General features: G+C 41.2%; 18 protein-coding genes and 4 other annotated features (2 of these 22 only partly in view). Of the genes, 15 read left to right on the forward strand and 3 right to left on the reverse strand.

The genetic code is table 11. The features are described 5' to 3' along the window. Positions 1–218: a binding site (T-box leader), on the forward strand; it begins 22 nt to the left of the window's first position. Positions 219–269: 51 nt separating this feature from the next. The 3 genes from SFC66_RS06685 (at position 270) to SFC66_RS06695 (ending at position 4,539) form a co-directional block, all read left to right on the forward strand. Beyond that, the gene (locus SFC66_RS06685) at positions 270–2,924 is read left to right on the forward strand and encodes a valine--tRNA ligase (RefSeq protein ID WP_411217941.1); all 2,655 of its coding nucleotides are present in this window, start codon (positions 270–272) and stop codon (positions 2,922–2,924) included. Between the two features lie 59 nt (positions 2,925–2,983). Beyond that, positions 2,984–3,550, forward strand: coding sequence for a GNAT family N-acetyltransferase (locus SFC66_RS06690; protein ID WP_411217942.1), 567 nt, complete (start codon positions 2,984–2,986; stop codon positions 3,548–3,550). 203 nt (positions 3,551–3,753) lie between these two features. After that, positions 3,754–4,539: an SDR family NAD(P)-dependent oxidoreductase gene (locus tag SFC66_RS06695; protein ID WP_411217943.1), complete on the forward strand. Its 786-nt coding sequence runs from the start codon at positions 3,754–3,756 to the stop codon at positions 4,537–4,539. Positions 4,540–4,617: 78 nt separating this feature from the next. Here SFC66_RS06695 and SFC66_RS06700 read toward each other — a convergent pair whose 3' ends face one another. Continuing rightward, entirely contained in the window at positions 4,618–4,908 is a 291-nt protein-coding gene (locus tag SFC66_RS06700; protein ID WP_411217944.1) for a putative quinol monooxygenase, read from the reverse strand. A 318-nt stretch (positions 4,909–5,226) separates the two neighbouring features. Between SFC66_RS06700 and SFC66_RS06705 the strand changes: the two genes are divergently transcribed. From SFC66_RS06705 to SFC66_RS06760, 12 genes are all read left to right on the forward strand, one after another. Beyond that, positions 5,227–5,922, forward strand: a complete 696-nt coding sequence (locus tag SFC66_RS06705; protein WP_411218704.1) for an aspartate/glutamate racemase family protein — start codon at positions 5,227–5,229, stop codon at positions 5,920–5,922. Between the two features lie 52 nt (positions 5,923–5,974). After that, the gene (locus tag SFC66_RS06710) at positions 5,975–7,357 is read left to right on the forward strand and encodes an aldehyde dehydrogenase family protein (RefSeq protein ID WP_411218705.1); all 1,383 of its coding nucleotides are present in this window, start codon (positions 5,975–5,977) and stop codon (positions 7,355–7,357) included. A gap of 13 nt (positions 7,358–7,370) precedes the next feature. After that, positions 7,371–8,531, forward strand: coding sequence for an iron-containing alcohol dehydrogenase (locus tag SFC66_RS06715; RefSeq protein WP_411217945.1), 1,161 nt, complete (start codon positions 7,371–7,373; stop codon positions 8,529–8,531). Positions 8,532–8,565: 34 nt separating this feature from the next. Continuing rightward, entirely contained in the window at positions 8,566–9,330 is a 765-nt protein-coding gene (locus SFC66_RS06720) for an SDR family NAD(P)-dependent oxidoreductase (RefSeq protein WP_411217946.1), read from the forward strand. Positions 9,331–9,475: 145 nt separating this feature from the next. Then, positions 9,476–9,940, forward strand: a complete 465-nt coding sequence (locus SFC66_RS06725; protein WP_411217947.1) for a GNAT family N-acetyltransferase — start codon at positions 9,476–9,478, stop codon at positions 9,938–9,940. A 501-nt stretch (positions 9,941–10,441) separates the two neighbouring features. Next, a complete protein-coding gene (locus SFC66_RS06730) occupies positions 10,442–11,188 on the forward strand; it encodes a citrate:proton symporter (protein WP_411217948.1) in 747 nt (248 codons plus the stop codon). Between the two features lie 10 nt (positions 11,189–11,198). Beyond that, positions 11,199–11,564 carry an SLC13 family permease gene (locus tag SFC66_RS06735; protein ID WP_411218706.1) on the forward strand — a complete coding sequence of 122 codons (366 nt, stop codon included), beginning with the start codon at positions 11,199–11,201 and terminating at the stop codon, positions 11,562–11,564. 225 nt (positions 11,565–11,789) lie between these two features. Next, a complete protein-coding gene (locus SFC66_RS06740) occupies positions 11,790–12,620 on the forward strand; it encodes a DUF6282 family protein (protein ID WP_411217949.1) in 831 nt (276 codons plus the stop codon). 119 nt (positions 12,621–12,739) lie between these two features. Next, positions 12,740–13,828, forward strand: a complete 1,089-nt coding sequence (locus SFC66_RS06745; protein ID WP_411217950.1) for an isocitrate/isopropylmalate dehydrogenase family protein — start codon at positions 12,740–12,742, stop codon at positions 13,826–13,828. Positions 13,829–13,885: 57 nt separating this feature from the next. Next, positions 13,886–15,022, forward strand: a complete 1,137-nt coding sequence (locus SFC66_RS06750; RefSeq protein ID WP_411217951.1) for a PrpF domain-containing protein — start codon at positions 13,886–13,888, stop codon at positions 15,020–15,022. A 37-nt stretch (positions 15,023–15,059) separates the two neighbouring features. Beyond that, positions 15,060–15,677 (forward strand): RraA family protein, encoded by a 618-nt coding sequence (locus SFC66_RS06755; protein WP_411217952.1) that lies wholly within the window; start codon positions 15,060–15,062, stop codon positions 15,675–15,677. Between the two features lie 54 nt (positions 15,678–15,731). Next, positions 15,732–16,517 (forward strand): class I SAM-dependent methyltransferase, encoded by a 786-nt coding sequence (locus SFC66_RS06760; protein WP_411217953.1) that lies wholly within the window; start codon positions 15,732–15,734, stop codon positions 16,515–16,517. 69 nt (positions 16,518–16,586) lie between these two features. Here SFC66_RS06760 and SFC66_RS06765 read toward each other — a convergent pair whose 3' ends face one another. Both SFC66_RS06765 and SFC66_RS06770 read right to left on the reverse strand, forming a co-directional pair. After that, positions 16,587–17,444 carry a LysR family transcriptional regulator gene (locus SFC66_RS06765; RefSeq protein WP_411217954.1) on the reverse strand — a complete coding sequence of 286 codons (858 nt, stop codon included), beginning with the start codon at positions 17,442–17,444 and terminating at the stop codon, positions 16,587–16,589. Positions 17,445–17,658: 214 nt separating this feature from the next. Continuing rightward, entirely contained in the window at positions 17,659–18,159 is a 501-nt protein-coding gene (locus SFC66_RS06770) for a CarD family transcriptional regulator (RefSeq protein ID WP_411217955.1), read from the reverse strand. A gap of 180 nt (positions 18,160–18,339) precedes the next feature. After that, positions 18,340–18,563 (forward strand) — a binding site (T-box leader). Positions 18,564–18,601: 38 nt separating this feature from the next. Then, positions 18,602–18,825 (forward strand) — a binding site (T-box leader). Positions 18,826–18,862: 37 nt separating this feature from the next. After that, positions 18,863–19,068: a binding site (T-box leader), on the forward strand (it continues 19 nt past the right edge of the window).

Here is a 19,068-nt window from a genome sequence, read left to right on the forward strand (position 1 = left end):
GTATAGTGTAAGGATCCATACTAGAGAGGGAAGCAACTTGGTGAAAGTTTCCCGGATACCTGCAGTAGAAGGTCGCCCTGTATGCAGCAACCCCGAACACGATTGTGTCAGTAGGGGAAGCCGGTGAAGAGCCGTTATCTCCCTCGAGTGTGCGACATGTATGATTTGTGTCGCAAATGAAGGTGGTACCACGGAAACTAACCCTTTTCGTCCTTTTGGATGAGAAGGGTTTTTATATGTCACCAAAAGCATTGAAGGAGGAACCAGCCATGACAACAGACAAATCACAAGAAAACAATTCACTGCCGTCCAAATACGATCCGGCAAGCATCGAAGCGGGCCGTTATCAATTCTGGCTTGATGGCAAATATTTCGAAGCTACTGGCGATGAAAGCAAAGAGCCATATTCAATCGTCATCCCGCCGCCAAACGTAACAGGAAAGCTGCACCTAGGCCACGCTTGGGATACAACATTGCAGGATATCCTTACACGTATGAAGCGCATGCAAGGCTATGACGTATTATGGCTTCCAGGAATGGACCATGCAGGTATCGCAACACAGGCTAAAGTAGATGCTAAGCTGCGTGAGCAGGGCATCAGCCGTTATGATCTTGGCCGTGAAGGCTTCCTGGAGAAAAGCTGGGAATGGAAAGAAGAGTATGCAAGCTTCATCCGCAAACAATGGTCGAAGATGGGACTTGGCCTTGATTATTCCCGTGAGCGATTCACATTGGATGAAGGGTTGTCTGAAGCGGTTAAAGAAGTATTCGTTACATTGTATGAAAAAGGTTTGCTTTATCGTGGCGAATATATTATCAACTGGGATCCGGCAGCTAAAACGGCTCTTTCCGATATCGAAGTAATTCACAAGGATGTGCAAGGTCACTTCTATCATTTGCGTTATCCGCTTGCTGATGGAACTGGACATATCGAAATCGCGACAACGCGTCCGGAAACATTCCTAGGGGATACAGCGGTAGCTGTACACCCGGATGACGAGCGCTACCAGCATTTGATCGGCAAAACGGTCATCCTGCCGGAAGTAAACCGCGAAATTCCGATCGTAGCAGATGATTATGTAGACATGGAATTCGGTTCCGGTGCAGTGAAAATCACACCAGCCCATGACCCGAATGACTTCGAAGTAGGTAACCGCCATGATCTTGAACGCATCCTTGTCATGCATGAAGATGGCAGCATGAACGAAAATGCCGGTAAATATAACGGCTTGGATCGTTTTGAAGCTCGTAAGCAAATCGTGAAAGACTTGCAGGAGCAGGGCATCCTATTCAAAATCGAAGATCATATGCACAGCGTTGGACATTCCGAGCGCAGCGGCGCAGTGGTAGAGCCGTATCTATCCACACAATGGTTCGTCAACATGGAACCACTTGCGAAACAAGCACTGGAATTGCAAGCAGGCGAAGAAAAAATCAACTTCGTACCCGAGCGTTTCGAAAGAACATATTCGTACTGGATGGAAAACATCCGCGACTGGTGTGTTTCCCGTCAGCTATGGTGGGGTCACCGCATTCCAGCTTGGTATCACAAAGAAACAGGGGAAGTATATGTTGGCAAAGAAGCGCCAGCAGATATCGAAAACTGGGAACAAGACCAAGACGTATTGGATACATGGTTCTCATCTGCTTTATGGCCGTTCTCCACTATGGATTGGCCGAACACAGAAGCAGCCGATTTCAAACGCTACTTCCCGACGGATGTACTCGTAACAGGATATGACATCATCGCCTTCTGGGTGAGCCGGATGATCTTCCAATCCAAAGAGTTCACGGGCGAACGTCCATTCAAGGATGTTCTTATTCACGGTCTTGTACGCGACGGCGAAGGTCGCAAGATGAGTAAATCACTTGGTAACGGTGTCGATCCGATGGACGTTATCGAGAAGTACGGTGCTGATTCCCTGCGCTACTTCCTATCCACGGGTTCATCACCAGGTCAGGATTTGCGCTTCCAATGGGAAAAAGTCGAATCCACTTGGAACTTTGCCAATAAGATTTGGAACGCTTCCCGTTTTGCATTGATGAACATGGAAGGCTTGCAGTATAGCGACATCGATTTGTCCAAGGAGAAGAGTCTTGCCGATAAATGGATCCTTACTCGCCTGAACGAAACGATCGAAGCTGTCACCTATAATGCCGAGAAGTATGAATTCGGTGAAGCTGGACGTCATCTGTACAACTTCATCTGGGATGATGTGTGTGACTGGTATATCGAAATGGCGAAGCTTCCGCTTTATGGCGAAGACGAAGACGCGAAGCAGATGACACGCTCTGTTCTTGCACATGTACTCGATCAGACAATGCGCATGCTGCATCCATTCATGCCATTCATCACAGAGGAAATCTGGCAGCAGTTGCCGCATGAAGGCGAGTCCATCACCGTAGCTGCATGGCCGACTGTCAACAAAGATCTGCACGATGAAAAAGCTGCAGAAGAGATGAAACGTTTGGTGAGTATCATCCGCTCTGTCCGTAACATCCGTGCAGAGGTGGATACACCGATGTCCAAGCAAATCCAGCTTCTTATTCAAGCGGAAGACAATACAATCGAAGCAGAGCTAAAAGCACAGCAGCACTATATCGAACGCTTCTGTAATCCAAGTGAGCTTACGATTGCTACAAGCATCCAAGCACCTGACAAAGCGATGTCGGCTGTATTGACTGGTGTAGAGCTTTACTTACCGCTTGAAGGCTTGATCGACATCTCCAAAGAAATCGAACGACTTGAGAAAGAACTCGATAAATGGACGAAAGAAGTGGAACGTGTCGAGAAGAAGCTTTCCAACCAAGGCTTCATCAGCAAGGCACCAGCTAAAATCATCGACGAAGAACGAGCGAAACAAGCAGATTATGAAGATAAACGCACACGCGTTCAGCAGCGTATCAAGGAATTAAAAGGCTAAACACATCAAAAGACGCACTAGAATTTTGCTAGTGCGTCTTTTTTATAAGGAGAGAGAACATGCTCACATTCCAAACGCTTGAAACCGAACGGATAGTATTGGATGAAGTGAAGATGCAGGATGCTCCGTACGTATTTGCCGCTTTGTCCGACCCTATAGTAACAAAGTTCTACGGTATGGAGCCGCTTCAGTCAATCGACGAAGCAGAGCGCGTCATTTCCTCCTTCCGATGCGGTCTGCAGGAGGGCCGAGTAATAAGATGGGGTATGTTTTGCAAAGAAGCAGGTCGTTTTCTCGGGACAATCGGCTTGCATCAAGTTAACAGAAGCAATCGACGTGCTGAAATCGGGTACGAATTACATCCGGATCATTGGAAGAAAGGATTTGCGAATGAAGCGATGGGAGCTGTTCTAAGCTATTGCTTTAAAGAACTGGATTTGTTACGTGTCGGGGCTATGGTCTACCCGGAGAATGAAGCATCAGCATCACTTGTGGAGAAGCACGGATTTAAAAAAGAAGGGCTTTTGCGCAGTTATTATTATCATGGCGGCAGAACGTATGATGCGAATGTATATGCACTGCTGCGTGAAGATTGGGTAAGAAAGCAAGGTAGCTTTGCGAATTAATAATGCGTCTACTGTAGAAGAACTAAAAATTATAAAGTAACGCAGAGGGTTTATCACCTCTGCGTTTTTTTGAATGAAATAAATTATATTTGAAGTTTATCAGTTAAAGAAATAGAGAATTTATAGAACATGAGAGTTAGTCAAAGTTAGTATTCTTTGAACTTCTAAGACAGCTTATAACCAGACAGCAAGGAGAATATATTATGTCCGAACAACGTAAGCTTGCAGTGATTACTGGAGCTTCTTCCGGCCTTGGGCTTGAATTAGCAAAACAATTTGCGCAAGATAATTATGACATAGCAATATCCGGGTCAAGTGATCGAATTTTTGAAGCAGCAGATACTATCCGTGATTTAGGAGTGGAAGCTTATCCACTTAAAGCTGATGCAGCAACTTATGATGGTGTAGAAAGCTTTTGGAACTTTGTCAGTGAATTGAAACGTCCGGTTGAGGCGGCAGTACTTAACGTTGGAATTGGCCTTGGGGGAGCATTTACTGATACGGATCTTGATGATGAGTTGAAACTCATTTCAATCAACATTTCTGGTACAGTACATATGGCGAAGCGAGTGGTGCACCATATGGTTCCTAATGGCAGAGGCAGAATACTAATCGTTTCATCCATTTCTGCTACGCAGCCAACACCTTATGAAACTGTTTATGGTCCATCGAAGGCATTTGGGTATATGTTTGCAGAATCTTTACGTGAAGAATTACGAGAAACAGGTGTTACTGTTACTGCATTGCTGCCAGGAGCAACAGACACCAACTTCCATTCAAATGCAGGCATGGACTCCAGCGAAATTGGTTCTTCTAAGAAAAATGATAAAGTGCTCGTTGCGAAACAGGGCTATGAAGCACTTATGAATGATGAGGATCATGTCGTCGGCGGAGATGAAGAAACGAAACAACAAGCAGAAGATAATAGAACAACACCAGAGCCTGTAAAAGCAGCAAATCATGCAGAGAAGGCTCGTCTGCAGAATTAAAATACAATCCTGATTAAATATAATTAAAAGCAGGCCAAGCTCTAAATCGGAGTTTGGCCTCTTTTTGGTCATATCACCTTAAGAGTCAGAGATATCATATAGTCTTTTAACTTCGCGTGATGCGAGATAAGGTGCACTCAATTCCCGATATGCTTTATAGTGTTCGGTTTCGAGATGTGTCTGGAATGCAGCATCATCTATCCATTTCTCAAAGAAAACAAAGGTGCCATCGCGCTCTCCTGATTCATGCACAGCATAAAGCATGCAGCCCTCTTCTGAGCGTGAAGGTGCAACAACGTTAGTTAAGACTTTTCTAAGTTGATCCTGTTTACCTTCTTTTGCTGATAAAGTCGCTAAAATGGTGATCATTATATTCCTTCTTTTTCTGTAGATTCTATTAATGTTGGATCAAAGTTGCTTTCGTTCATATAGTTATTATCACACTAGACAATAAAATAATAAAAGCGAAGCGTCTTCTATTTTATTTCATAGTACCTTTGCATACCCAGAATCTTAGTTCTTCTTCATAAGCATATTCGGTTTTCACTCTAGATATTTGATTTGCTTATGAACAACCATCGAAAATCCGTATTATAGAAAAATAAATGATTATGATAAGATTTTTTATGAAAGACCGTATCGGGAATCTTAAATTTGTAAGCACTTACAGGAGGGGTCTATTTGGAAATGCAACGACCGAAAATTGGTTTGATTCATGCCACGATGAATTCAGTGCAGCCTATCTTGTCAGCTTTTCAGCAGCATGCGCCTGATGCAATTCTGGTTAATTTTATGGATGAAAGTCTCATTTTCGAACTGAATGAGCGAAGAGATATTACGACTGATATGGTTCGCAGGCTTGTAGAATTGATAAGCAAGGCGGAGAGAAGCGGTGTTGACGGTATTCTTCTAACATGCTCCTCGTTTACTCCATGTGTCGAGCAAATAAGAGATCTTTTTGACAAACCATTGCTGAGTGCAGATATGAGTATGCTTGAAAAAGCAGTAGAGCTTGGAAATAAGATTGGCGTAATTGCTACGGTAGAAGCGGCAGGCCCGACAACTGAAGGTTTGCTTAAGCAAGCAGCTGTGGAGAAAGAGAAGGAAGTAGATATTGAGACAGTGGTAATCTACGATGCGTTTAAAGCACTCCAAGATGGCAAAAAAGAAGAATACGATCGCATCATCCTGGAGAAAATCAAACAATTGGAATCAAGTTCAGATGTGATTGTCTTAGCCCAATTTTCTATGGCTCGTGTCATGGAGCAGGAAAATGATTTTCGGGTCCCGGTATTAACGAGTCCTGAGATTAGTGTTAAATCGATTTTAAGCGAGGTCGAAAAGAACGGAACACACCGATTGGAGGAGCGTCAAAGTGTCTAATAATTATAGCGTATACTCGATTATAAATGGTGAACGGATCGATCGAAATGACATGAAATTGGCAAATGTAATCAGTCCTTATACTGGAGAAACAGTTGGAAAAGTGAAATTAGCAACGAAGCAAGATGCGGCGAACGCGATTGAGAGTGCATATGAAACATTCCATCATACTATGAAGACTCTTCCTGCTTATAAACGCTCTTCGATATTGCACAAGGCAGCACAGATATTGGAGTCACGAACAGAGGAGTTTGCTCAGGTTCTTGCTTTAGAGGCGGGTAAACCTTTAAAAGATGGCAGAGGTGAAGTCGGCAGAGCGGTACAAGTTATCCGCTTCGCAGCTGATGAAGCCAAAAAGATTGGAGGAGAGCTCGTACCAATGGATGCTGCCATTGGCGGCGAAAATAGAATTGGAATGGTGAAACGATATCCCATTGGGGTAATCAGCGCCATCACGCCATTTAACTTTCCATTAAATTTAGCGCTTCACAAATTAGCGCCAGCATTTGCAGCAGGTAATACTGTTGTATTAAAACCTGCAGGAAAAACACCTATTTCATCGTCTATGCTTGTTGAAGTATTCAAAGAGGCAGGGCTGCCGAATGGAGCTCTGAATCTAGTAGTTGGAAGCGGATCTGAAATAGGAGATATATTGGTTACTCATGAGAAAATCAGCAAAGTTACCTTCACTGGAAGCCCTGCTGTTGGTATTAATCTAAAGAAACAAGCGGGACTTAAGCGGGTAACCTTGGAGCTTGGGTCAAATTCTCCAAATATTATTTTTGATGATGCTGATATAGAGAAAGCAGCCCAATCACTTGTCAGAGGAGCATTTGCATTTGCTGGACAGGTTTGTATTTCGGCTCAGCGCATTTATGTTCAAAAAGATAGCTATCAAAAATTCCTCGATCTTTATCTTCCACTTGTTGAAAAGCTCAAAACAGGAGACCCAAGTGAAGAGACAACAGAAATAGGACCGATGATCAGTCTGGATGAAGCGAAGCGGGCAGAAGAATGGGTGCAGGAAGCGGTAGAGCAAGGTGCAAAGATAGCAACAGGCGGTAAAAGGACAGATGCACTATTAGAACCAACCGTTGTATTGAATATCAAGCCGGATATGAAAATAGTTTGCCAAGAAACGTTTGCACCTATTGTTTCTGTCATCCCTTTCGAGACAGCAGAAGAAGTCATCCGTGCAGCCAATGATTCAGATTTTGGCCTTCAGGCAGGTGTTTTTACAAACAATATCAATCAAGCTTTGAAGGTAGCAGATGCACTGGAAACTGGCGGCGTCTGGATCAATGAAACTTCTAACTATCGGCAAGACAACTATCCCTATGGCGGGGTGAAATTAAGTGGTGTTGGTAAAGAAGGTGTGAAATATGCAATGGAAGATATGACTGAAACAAAATTTGTCGGAATCAACTTAAATTAAGGAGTGAAGTTGAATGAGCATTTCTTATTTTCAAACAGCAAACACACTGATTACCGGTTCAGGTTCAATAGCAACCATCGGAGAACAAGCAAGAAAATTTGATGCGAAACATGTTGTCATTGTCACAGACAGCATCATTAAACAGACAGGCTTACTGGATAATATAATAACGCCTTTATCCAATGAAAATATCTCCTATAGTGTTATAGATAAAGTGATTCCAGAACCACCTTTTGAGAATTTAGAGGAAATGAACAGCGAGCTTGGAAGCGATAATCCGGATTTGCTTATCGGAGTAGGCGGCGGAAGTGCATTGGATATCACAAAGCTGCTTTCTGTCATGCTGACGAATAAAGAAGATGTCCGTAATTTTATTGGCACTGATATGATCAAGAACAGAGGCATACCTTTCATTCTGGTTCCAACAACAGCTGGAACAGGATCGGAAGTTACAGCGAATGCGATATTTACGGATATTCGGGACAATGTAAAAAAAGGGATAGTAAGCCCTTATTTATTGCCGAATGCTGCAATTATTGATGCCACGCTGACGTTGTCTGTGCCTGCGAAAGTAACTGCAGCAACAGGCATGGATGCGTTAGTACATGCAGTAGAATCTTATACTGCAATAAAAGCAGGGGAACTGACTGATGGTATCGCTTTACAGGCAATTAAGCTAATCTCAAGGTCTCTCCGAACTGCTGTTTATGACGGAAATAATCTGCGCGCAAGAGAGGATATGGCGATGGGCAGCTTGCTTGCAGGAATATCCTTAGGCAATGCTGGAGTTGGTGCTGTTCATGCGCTAGCTTACCCGTTAGGCGGCAAGTTCAAGGTGCCTCATGGAGTAGCCAATTCGCTGCTTTTGCCTTATGTCATGAAGTACAATGTAATATCTAACCTTACTAAGTTCAAAGAAGTAGCACTTGCCATGGGAGAAAATGTCGAACATCTATCCTTACGAGATGCAGCTGAACAAGCAGTACATGCGTTGGCAAAACTGTCAGAAGACGTTGGGATTCCAGCAAGTCTGAAAGAAGTAGGTGTAAAGGAGACCGACCTTTCGAACCTTGCAGAAGAAGCTAGTAAGATTGATAGACTATTGTCCAATAACCCACGAAAGCTCACAAAAACCGATATTGAAAACATATATAGGGATGCTTTTGGAATGTAATGATGCGCCAAAGAATCGGTAAAGGAGCATGAGAATGTATTCATTTAACGATCTGAAAGATAAGAAAGTCTTAATAGTCGGCGGAAGTAAGGGGATAGGCAAGGATATAGCGCTGGCTTTCGCAGAAAAGGGTGCTTCGGTTATCATTACCGGGAGAAACATAGATGACCTTGAAAAAACAGCGTCCGAATTACAAGAGAAAAATACAGACTGTGCTTGTATTCAAGCAGACATAACTAAATTAGCCGATATTAAACATATGGTATCAGATGCTGAAAAGATAATGGGACGAATTGATGTGTTAGTGAACAACGCAGGTATTAATATTGCCAAGCCTGCGCTGGAAGTGACAGAAGCTGATTGGGATAAAGTATTGGATACGAATTTAAAAGGGACTTTTTTCTGCTCGCAAGCAGTAGGAAAACATATGATCGATAAAGAGATACCTGGTAAAATCATCAACATTGTTTCGCAAATGGCATTTGTCGGCTATGTAGACAGAGCTGCCTACTGTTCAAGTAAAGGAGGGGCAGTGCAACTAACTAAAGCTTTAGCAGTAGAGTGGGCAAGTAATCAGATAAAAGTAAATGCAGTAGCACCGACGTTTATTAAAACGGATTTAACGAACGGTATGTTTCAGGATGAGGGTTTTTACAATGATGTTATGAGCAGGATTCCGTTAGGTTCATTAGCAAAACCTTCTGATGTAACAGGCGCGGTTCTTTTCCTTGCATCGGATATGGCTAACTTCATCACAGGAGAAACAATTAAAGTGGATGGAGGCTGGACGGCGATTTAATGACGTTATATCAATTCTCTTAATAAAGAAGAATCGTGGTGCCCAACTTAATCTACAGAATTAAATTTTTCAACTAAAATTGTAGTATTTAATGAAGCCAGTGCTAGAGGTTATAAACAGTTCGTTCATAAAGGAGGAAAGTTTGTTGGTAAAGGAAATCAAATTTAGAATAGCTAATGAACAAGATTTAGATAAAATTGTGGAAATGCTTGCTGATGATGAATTGGGAAGAAAACGTGAGCGTTATGAACAACCACTGTCAGTAGGTTACACAAAAGCATTTCAAGCTATCACATCTGACCCCAATAATGAATTGATAGTAGCTTATCAAGATAAAGAAGTTATTGGTGTGCTACAAATTACTTTTACACCATACATTACGCACCAAGGTGGTTGGAGAGCTACTATTGAAGGAGTCAGAACAACCTCATCCGTACGTGGTAAGGGAGTGGGGAGTGAACTCATAAAATGGGCAATTCAACGCGCAAACGAACGTAGCTGCCACTTAATCCAACTTACAACAGATAAACTAAGAGTCGATGCACTACGGTTTTATGAACGTTTAGGCTTTAAGGCAACGCATGAAGGATTAAAAATGAAATTGGAATAGTGATTCTTTGCATTTACGACATGTATTATGAAACATAGAAAACCTGAACCGATGTACATCTTTGCTTAAGATTCACGTCAGTTTGGGTTTTCCTAAAATACTTTTTCTTCAGTTACTTTATTTTATGGAATTCCACCCCCGATCAATTCAATTAAACCCCTCAATCTCCTTCTTTAAAATTGAGAACTTTTTTCTTTTTTCTTTTTTCTGGATAAAACAGTAATGATAAATATCTATCGGAAACTACATAATTATCCGAATGCGCTTTCATTATTTATACCAGGATTATTCAATCAAAATCTTCAATGGTTATAGATAGGAAAATATATTTTATTCTTTTCATGCTCTGACATACAGTGGACGTATCACATTGAACGAGGAGGAGAACAGAAAGGAAGTATTCATGAGGAAGGATTATTTTGAAAACGCATACAAGGATAGTGGAGGATAATGTGTTATCGATTTTAGGATTTCCCACAATCATTCTATTCATTTTTAGTTATGACAAAAAGAGCCTCGGCATTCACTGCCATTGTCATATCGCAAATCATCTTCGCCGTTATTGGTGGATTAGGTTCAAATCTTGGACTGATGATGTTTGCAGGGATCGAGTTAGTTGCTCCTACGGCTGTTTTACTTCTTTTTGCGATACTCTATTTTGGAATCATGATGGACTCTGGTTTATTCGATCCTGTTTCGAGAACCATTTTGAAGGTTGCAAAAGGTGATCCAGTCAAGATAGTCGTTGGTACTGCTATCCTGGCGTTATTGGTAGCCTTAGATGGCGATGGTACAACAAGCTATATGATCATTTGCTCTGCAATGCTGCCCATCTATCATAAAATTGGCATTAATCCTTTAGTGCTAGCTGCAATAGCTGTTATGGCCTTAGGAACAATATCAGGTATGACATCTTGGGGCGGGGCTGCAACGAGAGGAATCAGTGTTTTAGGGTTAGATGCTTCAAAATATTTTATGCCGCTGATTCCGATGATGGTGTGCGGCTCACTCTTTATTATCGTGTTGGCATATGTGATGGGAAGAATGGAGCGTAAGAGGATTGGCAAAGCGAAAATTCAAGAAGCATCTGTTGAAATTGCTGCTGCAGTTACAAAGAAAGAAGTCACTGTATCTTGGAAGATATGGTTTAATTTCATTTTGACTCTGGCGCTGCTGGTATCATTAGTGATGGAATTGCCCCTCTGCCAGTATTATTATCATCGGGTTCGTCATCGCACTGCTAGTTAATAATGCTAAGATCAAAGATCAGCAGGAAATTATTAAAGTCCATGGAAGCAATGCCATACCAGTAGTTATGCTTGTGTTAGGAGCAGGAATCTTTACTGGAATACTTTCCGAAACAAAAATGGTTGATCATATGGCGTCAGATTTCCTAACGATTGTGCCAGAATCATTCTCCCCGTTTTTCACCGTCATTGTTGCAGTTATTAGTCTGCCTCTAAGTTTCCTGATGTCTAACGATGCTTTCTTCTTCAGAGCTTTGCCAGTACTTGCACAAGCTGCAGCTGAATACGGAATCGATCCAGTGGAAATAGCAAGAGCGGGTGTCATTGGACAGCCTTTGCATAGCATGGGACCTACATCTGCGCCTTGCTCGTTCTAGTGGGGAAAGAAATTGGAGAATTTCAGCGCTATGCACTTGGATGGGTGGTACTCTTATCAGTTGCATTAATCGTATTTGCATTACTAACAGGAGCAATCTCATTAGCTTGGTAGTCATAGAAATAGAAAGTAGTTATGCTTTTCCATAGAAAAACACTATTTTAATAGAATGTTCAACTTTTGTATGATTTAGATATAAAAATCATAGGAAAGAAGAGGGTCTTTTATGGCAGAACTAAAAGGAGTTTTTGATCTTCATATCCATTCTGCACCGGATATCAGGGAAAGAAAACACGATGATTTAGAGTTACTGAGAAAGGCACAAAACATGGGAGTAGAAGGTTTTGTACTGAAGTCCCATCAGTTTCCTACAGCTGAAAGAGCCTGGTTACTAAATAAACTAGCCCAGAAAAGTATTGCTTATGGCAGCATCACGCTGAACTATGCGGTAGGCGGACTTAACCCTGCAGCGGTGCGATATGCGTTGGAACTTGGCGCAAAGATTGTCTGGCTGCCCACAATCGATGCAAAGAATCATCGTATGAAAGAAGAAAAACAGGGTGGTATCTCAGTTATAAAAGGCAAAGCTGTTGTTTCAGAACTTCTAGAGATTATGCTGATCATAAAGGAGTATAATGCGGTACTGGCAACAGGGCACATCTCGAAGGATGAAATAGATGTTGTCTTGAAGACTGCAACCGATACAGGTATTTCTAATATTGTTGTGACGCATCCGGAATTCCATATAGTTGGATTATCAATTGAAGATCAGATTGAAATAGTATCCAAATACGATAATGTATATTTTGAACGAACCTTTGCACAGCCCATCGGAAAAGGGAATTACCAGAACAACCTGCAAGCTAATTTGGAAGCAATCAATAAAGTGGGATATCAAACAACGTTGGTCTCTACAGACAGCGGGCAAGTTGAAAATCCTCCTTGGAATGAGAGTCTTCCAGATTATATAAACTTTCTTAAAGAAAATGGCGCAAAAGAAGAGGAAGTGGATTGGATGATTAAAAAACTCCCAATGAAATTGCTTAATCTGAATTGAAATTACATTTAGAAATAGTAATTATCAATGGAATAAGATAAATATAATCTATTTTATTTATATCTGATCACTAACTATACTAAAGGTATTAGGTATTAAAAGGTAAAGGAGCTAAAACAATGACTACTTACCGTATTGGAGTTTTAAATGGGGATGGAATCGGCCCTGAAATTGTAAGCGCTACAATGAGGATACTTGAATCTGCATCTAAGAAACACGGGCTGTCATTAGACTTCATTCAGCTGCCCATGGGGTGGGAAGGTATAGAGGAACATAATGACCCAATTCCGCAAGTTACAAAAGACAAGCTTAGAGAATGTCATGGCTGGATTCTTGGTCCTCATGATTCTGTTGCATATCCAGAAGAACATAAACAAAAACGTAATCCAAGCGGAGAATTAAGGCATTATTTCGATCTTTATGCAAATGTTCGTCCTGCCAAAACAATGCCGGGTACCAAGAGTGTAGTAGGTGAAGCAGACTTAGTTATTTACCGGGAAAATACAGAGGGGTTTTATACCGATCGCAATATGCATGTCGGTATTGGAGAGTGGATGATAACGCCTGATGTAGCTGTTTCCGCAGGAGTATTTACCAGAAAAGCAGTCGAAAGGATTGCTCAGGCAGCATTCCAAGCTGCAATGACACGCAGAAAAAAAGTTACAATCGTCCATAAGGCTAACGTGCTCAAGCTTGGTACAGGATTGTTTCTAAATGTCTGCCGTGAAGTAGCTGAACAATATCCAGAAGTTACGGTTGATGATTATCATATAGATGCCATGACCGCTCACTTAGTAAGGCGTGCAAGTAACTTTGATGTGATTGTCACAGAGAATATGTTCGGCGATATTCTTTCCGATCTTGCAGGTGAACTGGTCGGCAGTCTTGGACTTGCTCCATCGATAAATTCAAATGATACACAAGCCATGGCACAAGCGGCACACGGATCAGCTCCGGATATAGCAGGTAAAAATATCGCAAATCCAATCGGAATGATGTTGAGTACGGTGATGTTCTTTGAATGGATGTACACACAGCATCAAGACGATAAACTCAAACTAGTAGCGGCTACTATGGAGGAATCAATCTTTAAAACTATGGAATCAGGAATTAAGACAGGTGATCTTGGCGGGACCGCGGGCACGATAGCATTCACGGATTCCATCATAGAAAGCATAAACGGTAGTGAAAAAATAAGTATCCCTTAAGGAGTAAGATGTGAAGGGAAAACTCACTCCGTAATTTTAATTTAAAGGGTGAATGACATGACGCAATATAATATACCCTGTGCCTTATACAGAGGTGGAACCAGTCGCGGACTATTCTTTCATAAGGGCGATTTACCTGAAGATACAGACGCGATTCACAGGATTTTCTTAACTGGCATTGATGCCTACAATCCTTCGCAAATCGACGGTGTTGGAAGTGGAACCTCCCATTCTAGTAAAGTATGCGTTATCTCAGTTTCTTCTAAAGAAACTGCAGATGTGGAATTTACATTTTACCAGATTGGTATTGGCGAGGAGATTGTGGATTCAAAGGGGACTTGTGGTAATCTAATGGCAGCTGTGGGCGCTTTTGCAGTAGACGAAGGTTATGTTGATGCAGATATGACAGCAAGCCAGGTAAGTGTTTCTGTGTTTAATACCAATATAAATAAAATGCTGCATATCACTGTTCCAGTGGAAAATGGTAAAGCAAAAGCAGGCGGCGATTATCTCATGCCAGGGTTGGTTAAGAGCGGAGCAAGATTTGCAGTTAATATCCTAAATCCTGGCGGTGCGAAGACAGGGAACACCTTGCCATTGGAGCTGATCTATTCAGTGACAACGCAACACAAAACATACGAAGTCTCATTTTTAGACGTCGTGAATCCTTTCGTTTTTGTATCAGCCAAAGATTTAGGGATAATGGGAACCGAATTGAATAGTGAGCTAATGCTGAATAATGATTTATTGAGAGAGTTGGATGAAATCCGAGTAAAGCTGGCTGTTGCAGCTGGTATGTCAGAAACAGAGGATGAAGCGAGGCTTACTCCTTCGATACCGAAAATAGCCATTGTTTCCGAAGCGCAGGATTATGTCACACCAGCAGGGAAATTAATTAAAGCAGAAGAAGTAGATATCATAGCTAAAATGATATCCATGGGAAACTTTCACAGAACCTTTGCCGGCAGCGGTTTAAATTGTCTTGGAGCTGCTGCGTTGATACCTGGTACATTGCCTAATCGCTTTGCTAGATATAAAGAACCTGGAAAAGAGCAAATCATTCGCATCGGACAGCCTGAAGGAGTTACGGAAGTCAGGGTAGCTTTGACAGCGGATAATAAGCATGTTTCCTATGTTGGAATGGACCGAACAGCCAGAAGGATCCTCAAAGGTAATTTATACATTCCTATATAGTTTTTGCTATAACAATACAAAAATAGGAGGAATAGCTATGTTTGAAAATATACCTAGCACAAGTGTTTCAGATGCTCTTAACGGCAAAAATCATATGTCGTATGATATCAAGCCATTGCGTGATTATCATCTTTCTGGTCCTGCATTTACTGTACAAATAGACGCAGGTGAAAACATATCCGTCCTGGAAGCTATCTACAAAGCGAAGCCTGGGGATGTTTTGGTCATTGATGGCAAAGGGTGGACAGAAAACGCTGTCGCAGGCGACTTTATTCTTGGTTTAGGAAAGACACTGGGACTGGCTGGAATAGTCATTGACGGTGTGATAAGGGATATAAAAGGAAGCATAGCACTTGATTTCCCGATTTTTTGCAAGGGAACAACAACATGCGCTAGTAAAAAGAACAAAAAAGGTGTACTAAATGACGCGATAGTTTGCGGAGGAGTTGCTGTTAACCCAGGAGACTATATTGTAGGGGATATAGACGGGATTGTAGTGGTTCCGCAATCTGAAGCTGAAAGCGTGAAATTGAAGTCGCTAGAGAAGCTGGAAAAAGACGAAATACGCGAAAATAGTATCGGTCAAAATCCGGCTGCAGCTAGAAAGTATATAGAAGATTTTTTATCAAAGGTTGAATCCACAATTTCTAATTAAATTTTAGTATGGATTGAGTCACGATGCTAATTTCCAATAGAGGGTTGATGAAAAATGGAGAAACGCTCAATAGATCAAAAAGAATTAGTGAAAAAACAATTTTCTCAGAACGCAATAGCATACGTAAACAGCCAATCGCATGCTAAAGGGAAAGATCTGGATTTATTAGCCGGTATGATAGCTCCGCAGACTGATTGGCTGGCATTGGACATAGCGACTGGAGGAGGCCATTTAACAAAGTTTCTTTCTCCCTTAGTCAATCATGTTTACACAACGGACTTTACCAAAAAAATGCTGGAAGAAGCCAAAAAACATCTCCAAAAGAACTGTTCAAACATTTCCTATGTTATAGCAGATGCAGAAGAACTGCCTTTCCTTGACGATCAATTTGATTTTGTCGGATGCAGAATAGCAGCCCACCATTTTCCCGATAAGCAAGCTTTTGTGCAGCAAGTGAGCAGAGTATTAAAACCATCCGGAGTTTTCTTACTCATAGATAACGTAGTTCCGAATGATACAGAAATTGCACAGTATATAAATGAAATCGAATGTATGCGTGATAAGAGTCATGTAGAATGTCTATCTATTGATGATTGGAAAGAACTGGCGAGTGAGAGTGGTTTAACTATCTGGAAAGAAGAAAAAAGGAAGAAAACATTTGATTTCCCAGTTTGGGTAAAGCGGACAACCGAGTCAGAAGAACAAATCAGACAGGTTGAAGAGTTTATACAAGCAGGAACAAAAGAGCAGCAGCAATACATTCATTTAATCCAAGAAAATCGTAAGATCCAGTCTATACAAATAGATGAATGGATAGCAGTCTTTAAACGTTCAACTTAACTTTCATAGTTCAAGTAATGAGAAAAAGCCATTCAATTAGTTATTGAGTGGCTTTTTCATTACCTTACATTATGTTGTGCACACTTCATGTAAGTAGTGCACGAATTCTCTCACTGCAGATATTTCCAGCGATTCTTTTCTATAGAGGAACCAGGTTCTCCATAGAAGAGGCGCCCCGTTTTTATCCAGAAGACTGATGTAATGCTGATTCTTTTCAACAACTATACTCGGTACAATTGTATATCCTAATCCTTCCAAAGCCATACGCTTTGCCGTCTCCATATTATCAAGGTGTAGATTTACTTTAGACGGGGCGGAGAAATTTTGTTTCCACCAGTTTTCTATAACCATATTCAGAGCGGGGTCAGTATTGTATGTAATTCTGTGTAGATGTGGCAGGTCTTCGAATTTTATGGGCTCTTTTGACAGCACACACATTTCTTCTACACCTATCGTCATTTGTTCAAAACCCCAATGATGTTCACCTCGAACTATCCCAATATGGGAATCCCCTTTGAACACTTCCTGAATCAAGTTTAGATTCAATCCGGTGTCCACTACGAAGTTAACTTGAGGGTGTTCTTCTGAAAAGCCGTTCAGTATAGTAGGTAATCTATATAGTGCATATGCTCTCGCTACACTCAGACGTACAGTTCCATATAGTGTCTCGTCCATATCCCATAATGCTTGTTCTAGAGAATCGAGACGTTGAAGTGTAGACCTGGCAAAATCAACAAGATACTCTCCTTGCTGCGTAAACTGAACTCCATGTCGCCCGCGGTTAAGAATCTTGGTGTTGTATTGTCGCTCTAATTGTTGTAGTTTGTAGGTTAATGTAGGCTGCGATACAAATAAGCGATCCGCTGCCTTAGTAATGTTTTTTTCTTCATAGATTGTAATTAATATAACGCATTCCCTTTTATTCATAGAGTATTTCTCCTTAGAGATATTAAGAAATAGATATATTTAATCGTGTATCTTTATTTTAATATACTTTCGTTTATATTAAAAATTTTTTACAATTTTCTGCTAGATATAAAGAAAATCGTTTCCTCGGAATAACACAAAAAGGACATCCTGTATTTCAGGATGTCCTTTTTGGAGGGGGTTTAAAAACTGCTGCAAGCGCAGTATTCAAGTCTCACCTAAAAGTAGGTGCATCAATCTTAAACCGATTTTCAACTAATGCTTTCACATCATCAGAAGCTTGGTCATATGATATATTCTTGATGATTTGTATTTCTCCGATTAGGAACTCTTCTGCATTTTTATAGACTTTTTTATCGGATTGAGATAAACGTCCGTCAGTAGTGTGAAAATGCAGCAAGTCTCTCAGGATTTGACTGATTTCTATTGTTGTGCCTGATTTCATCTTACTGTCCAGGACTTTTGATCGCTCACTTACGGAAGAAGGCAAAGGAACACCATTGTCATAGAAATCCGATTTTACCAGCTCTAATTGCTCCAGAGAAATAATTGGACGAAGACCGTTCTGGTTTTCTTGCTGGCTTGGTACATACACGTGAAGCTTGCGATATGGGAAGAATATTTTGAAATACTCTTTTTCCCTGATGAATTCCGTTGATTCTATGGTTCCGGTTCCGTGAAATGGATAGAATACACTATCTCCGCCTTTTAGCAAATTAAAAATCTCCCTTCAATGATACTTCTATTATACCACAAATGACCTCGTTAATTTTTTACACTTCATTCCATGCTTATTCTGCGGTAGTATGTACAATAAGAAGGAGAGACTAAAATAAATATTAAAAAAATAGTTGATTTTTATGAATGATTCCTGTAGGATACTCAATATATTAATAAATGAGCGTTGAACGGATTACAGTAATGTATGTTCTCCCTGCCAAAAGAGAGCTGACGGGTGGTGCAAGTCAGTGCAAAGAACAGCGTGAATTACGATCCGGGAGCATTCTTCTTCGAAACCGATAGGTGAGGGGAAGACGGTGGATAGCCGTTATCTGGAATGAGATATTGACAGTCAAATGTCAATAATCAGGGTGGTACCGCGTACATAACGTCCCTGCTGAATGATTTCAGCAGGGATTTTTTTATTATAATGGAATAGTATTGCAATGAAAGGATCATAGTAGTGTTTGTTCTTCCTATCACAGAGAGCTGACGGATGGTGCGAGTCAGTATATAGAACAACATGAATTACGATCCGGGAGCATTCTTCTTCGAAACCGATAGGTGAGGGGAAGACGGTGGATAGCCGTTATCTGAATGAGAGATTGGCATGAAAGGATGCCAATAATGAGGGTGGTACCGCGTTGATCACGTCCCTGCTGATATATTTCAGCAGGGATTTTTTTTATGAAAAGAATAATTTTGCGATGAATGGATTATAGTAGTGCGTGTTCTCCCTATCACAGAGAGCCGACGGTTGGTGGAAGTCAGTATACAGAACAAACATGAATTACGATCCGGGAGCATTCTTCTTCGAAACCGATAGGTAAGGGGAAGACGGTGAATAGCCGTTATCTGAATGAGAGATTGGTATGAAAGTATGCCAATAATGAGGGTGGTACCG

Source organism: Terribacillus saccharophilus, assembly GCF_046592895.1.
Classification (GTDB): domain Bacteria; phylum Bacillota; class Bacilli; order Bacillales; family Amphibacillaceae; genus Terribacillus; species Terribacillus saccharophilus_D.

Bases quoted from the DNA above. Each gene is read 5' to 3' on its own strand.
- SFC66_RS06685 (WP_411217941.1), top strand. From the start codon at position 270: ATGACAACAGACAAATCACAAGAAAACAATTCACTGCCGTCCAAATAC.
- SFC66_RS06690 (WP_411217942.1), top strand. From the start codon at position 2,984: ATGCTCACATTCCAAACGCTTGAAACCGAACGGATAGTATTGGATGAA.
- SFC66_RS06695 (WP_411217943.1), top strand. From the start codon at position 3,754: ATGTCCGAACAACGTAAGCTTGCAGTGATTACTGGAGCTTCTTCCGGC.
- SFC66_RS06700 (WP_411217944.1), bottom strand. From the start codon at position 4,908: ATGATCACCATTTTAGCGACTTTATCAGCAAAAGAAGGTAAACAGGAT.
- SFC66_RS06705 (WP_411218704.1), top strand. From the start codon at position 5,227: ATGCAACGACCGAAAATTGGTTTGATTCATGCCACGATGAATTCAGTG.
- SFC66_RS06710 (WP_411218705.1), top strand. From the start codon at position 5,975: ATGAAATTGGCAAATGTAATCAGTCCTTATACTGGAGAAACAGTTGGA.
- SFC66_RS06715 (WP_411217945.1), top strand. From the start codon at position 7,371: ATGAGCATTTCTTATTTTCAAACAGCAAACACACTGATTACCGGTTCA.
- SFC66_RS06720 (WP_411217946.1), top strand. From the start codon at position 8,566: ATGTATTCATTTAACGATCTGAAAGATAAGAAAGTCTTAATAGTCGGC.
- SFC66_RS06730 (WP_411217948.1), top strand. From the start codon at position 10,442: ATGACAAAAAGAGCCTCGGCATTCACTGCCATTGTCATATCGCAAATC.
- SFC66_RS06740 (WP_411217949.1), top strand. From the start codon at position 11,790: ATGGCAGAACTAAAAGGAGTTTTTGATCTTCATATCCATTCTGCACCG.
- SFC66_RS06745 (WP_411217950.1), top strand. From the start codon at position 12,740: ATGACTACTTACCGTATTGGAGTTTTAAATGGGGATGGAATCGGCCCT.
- SFC66_RS06750 (WP_411217951.1), top strand. From the start codon at position 13,886: ATGACGCAATATAATATACCCTGTGCCTTATACAGAGGTGGAACCAGT.
- SFC66_RS06755 (WP_411217952.1), top strand. From the start codon at position 15,060: ATGTTTGAAAATATACCTAGCACAAGTGTTTCAGATGCTCTTAACGGC.
- SFC66_RS06760 (WP_411217953.1), top strand. From the start codon at position 15,732: ATGGAGAAACGCTCAATAGATCAAAAAGAATTAGTGAAAAAACAATTT.
- SFC66_RS06765 (WP_411217954.1), bottom strand. From the start codon at position 17,444: ATGAATAAAAGGGAATGCGTTATATTAATTACAATCTATGAAGAAAAA.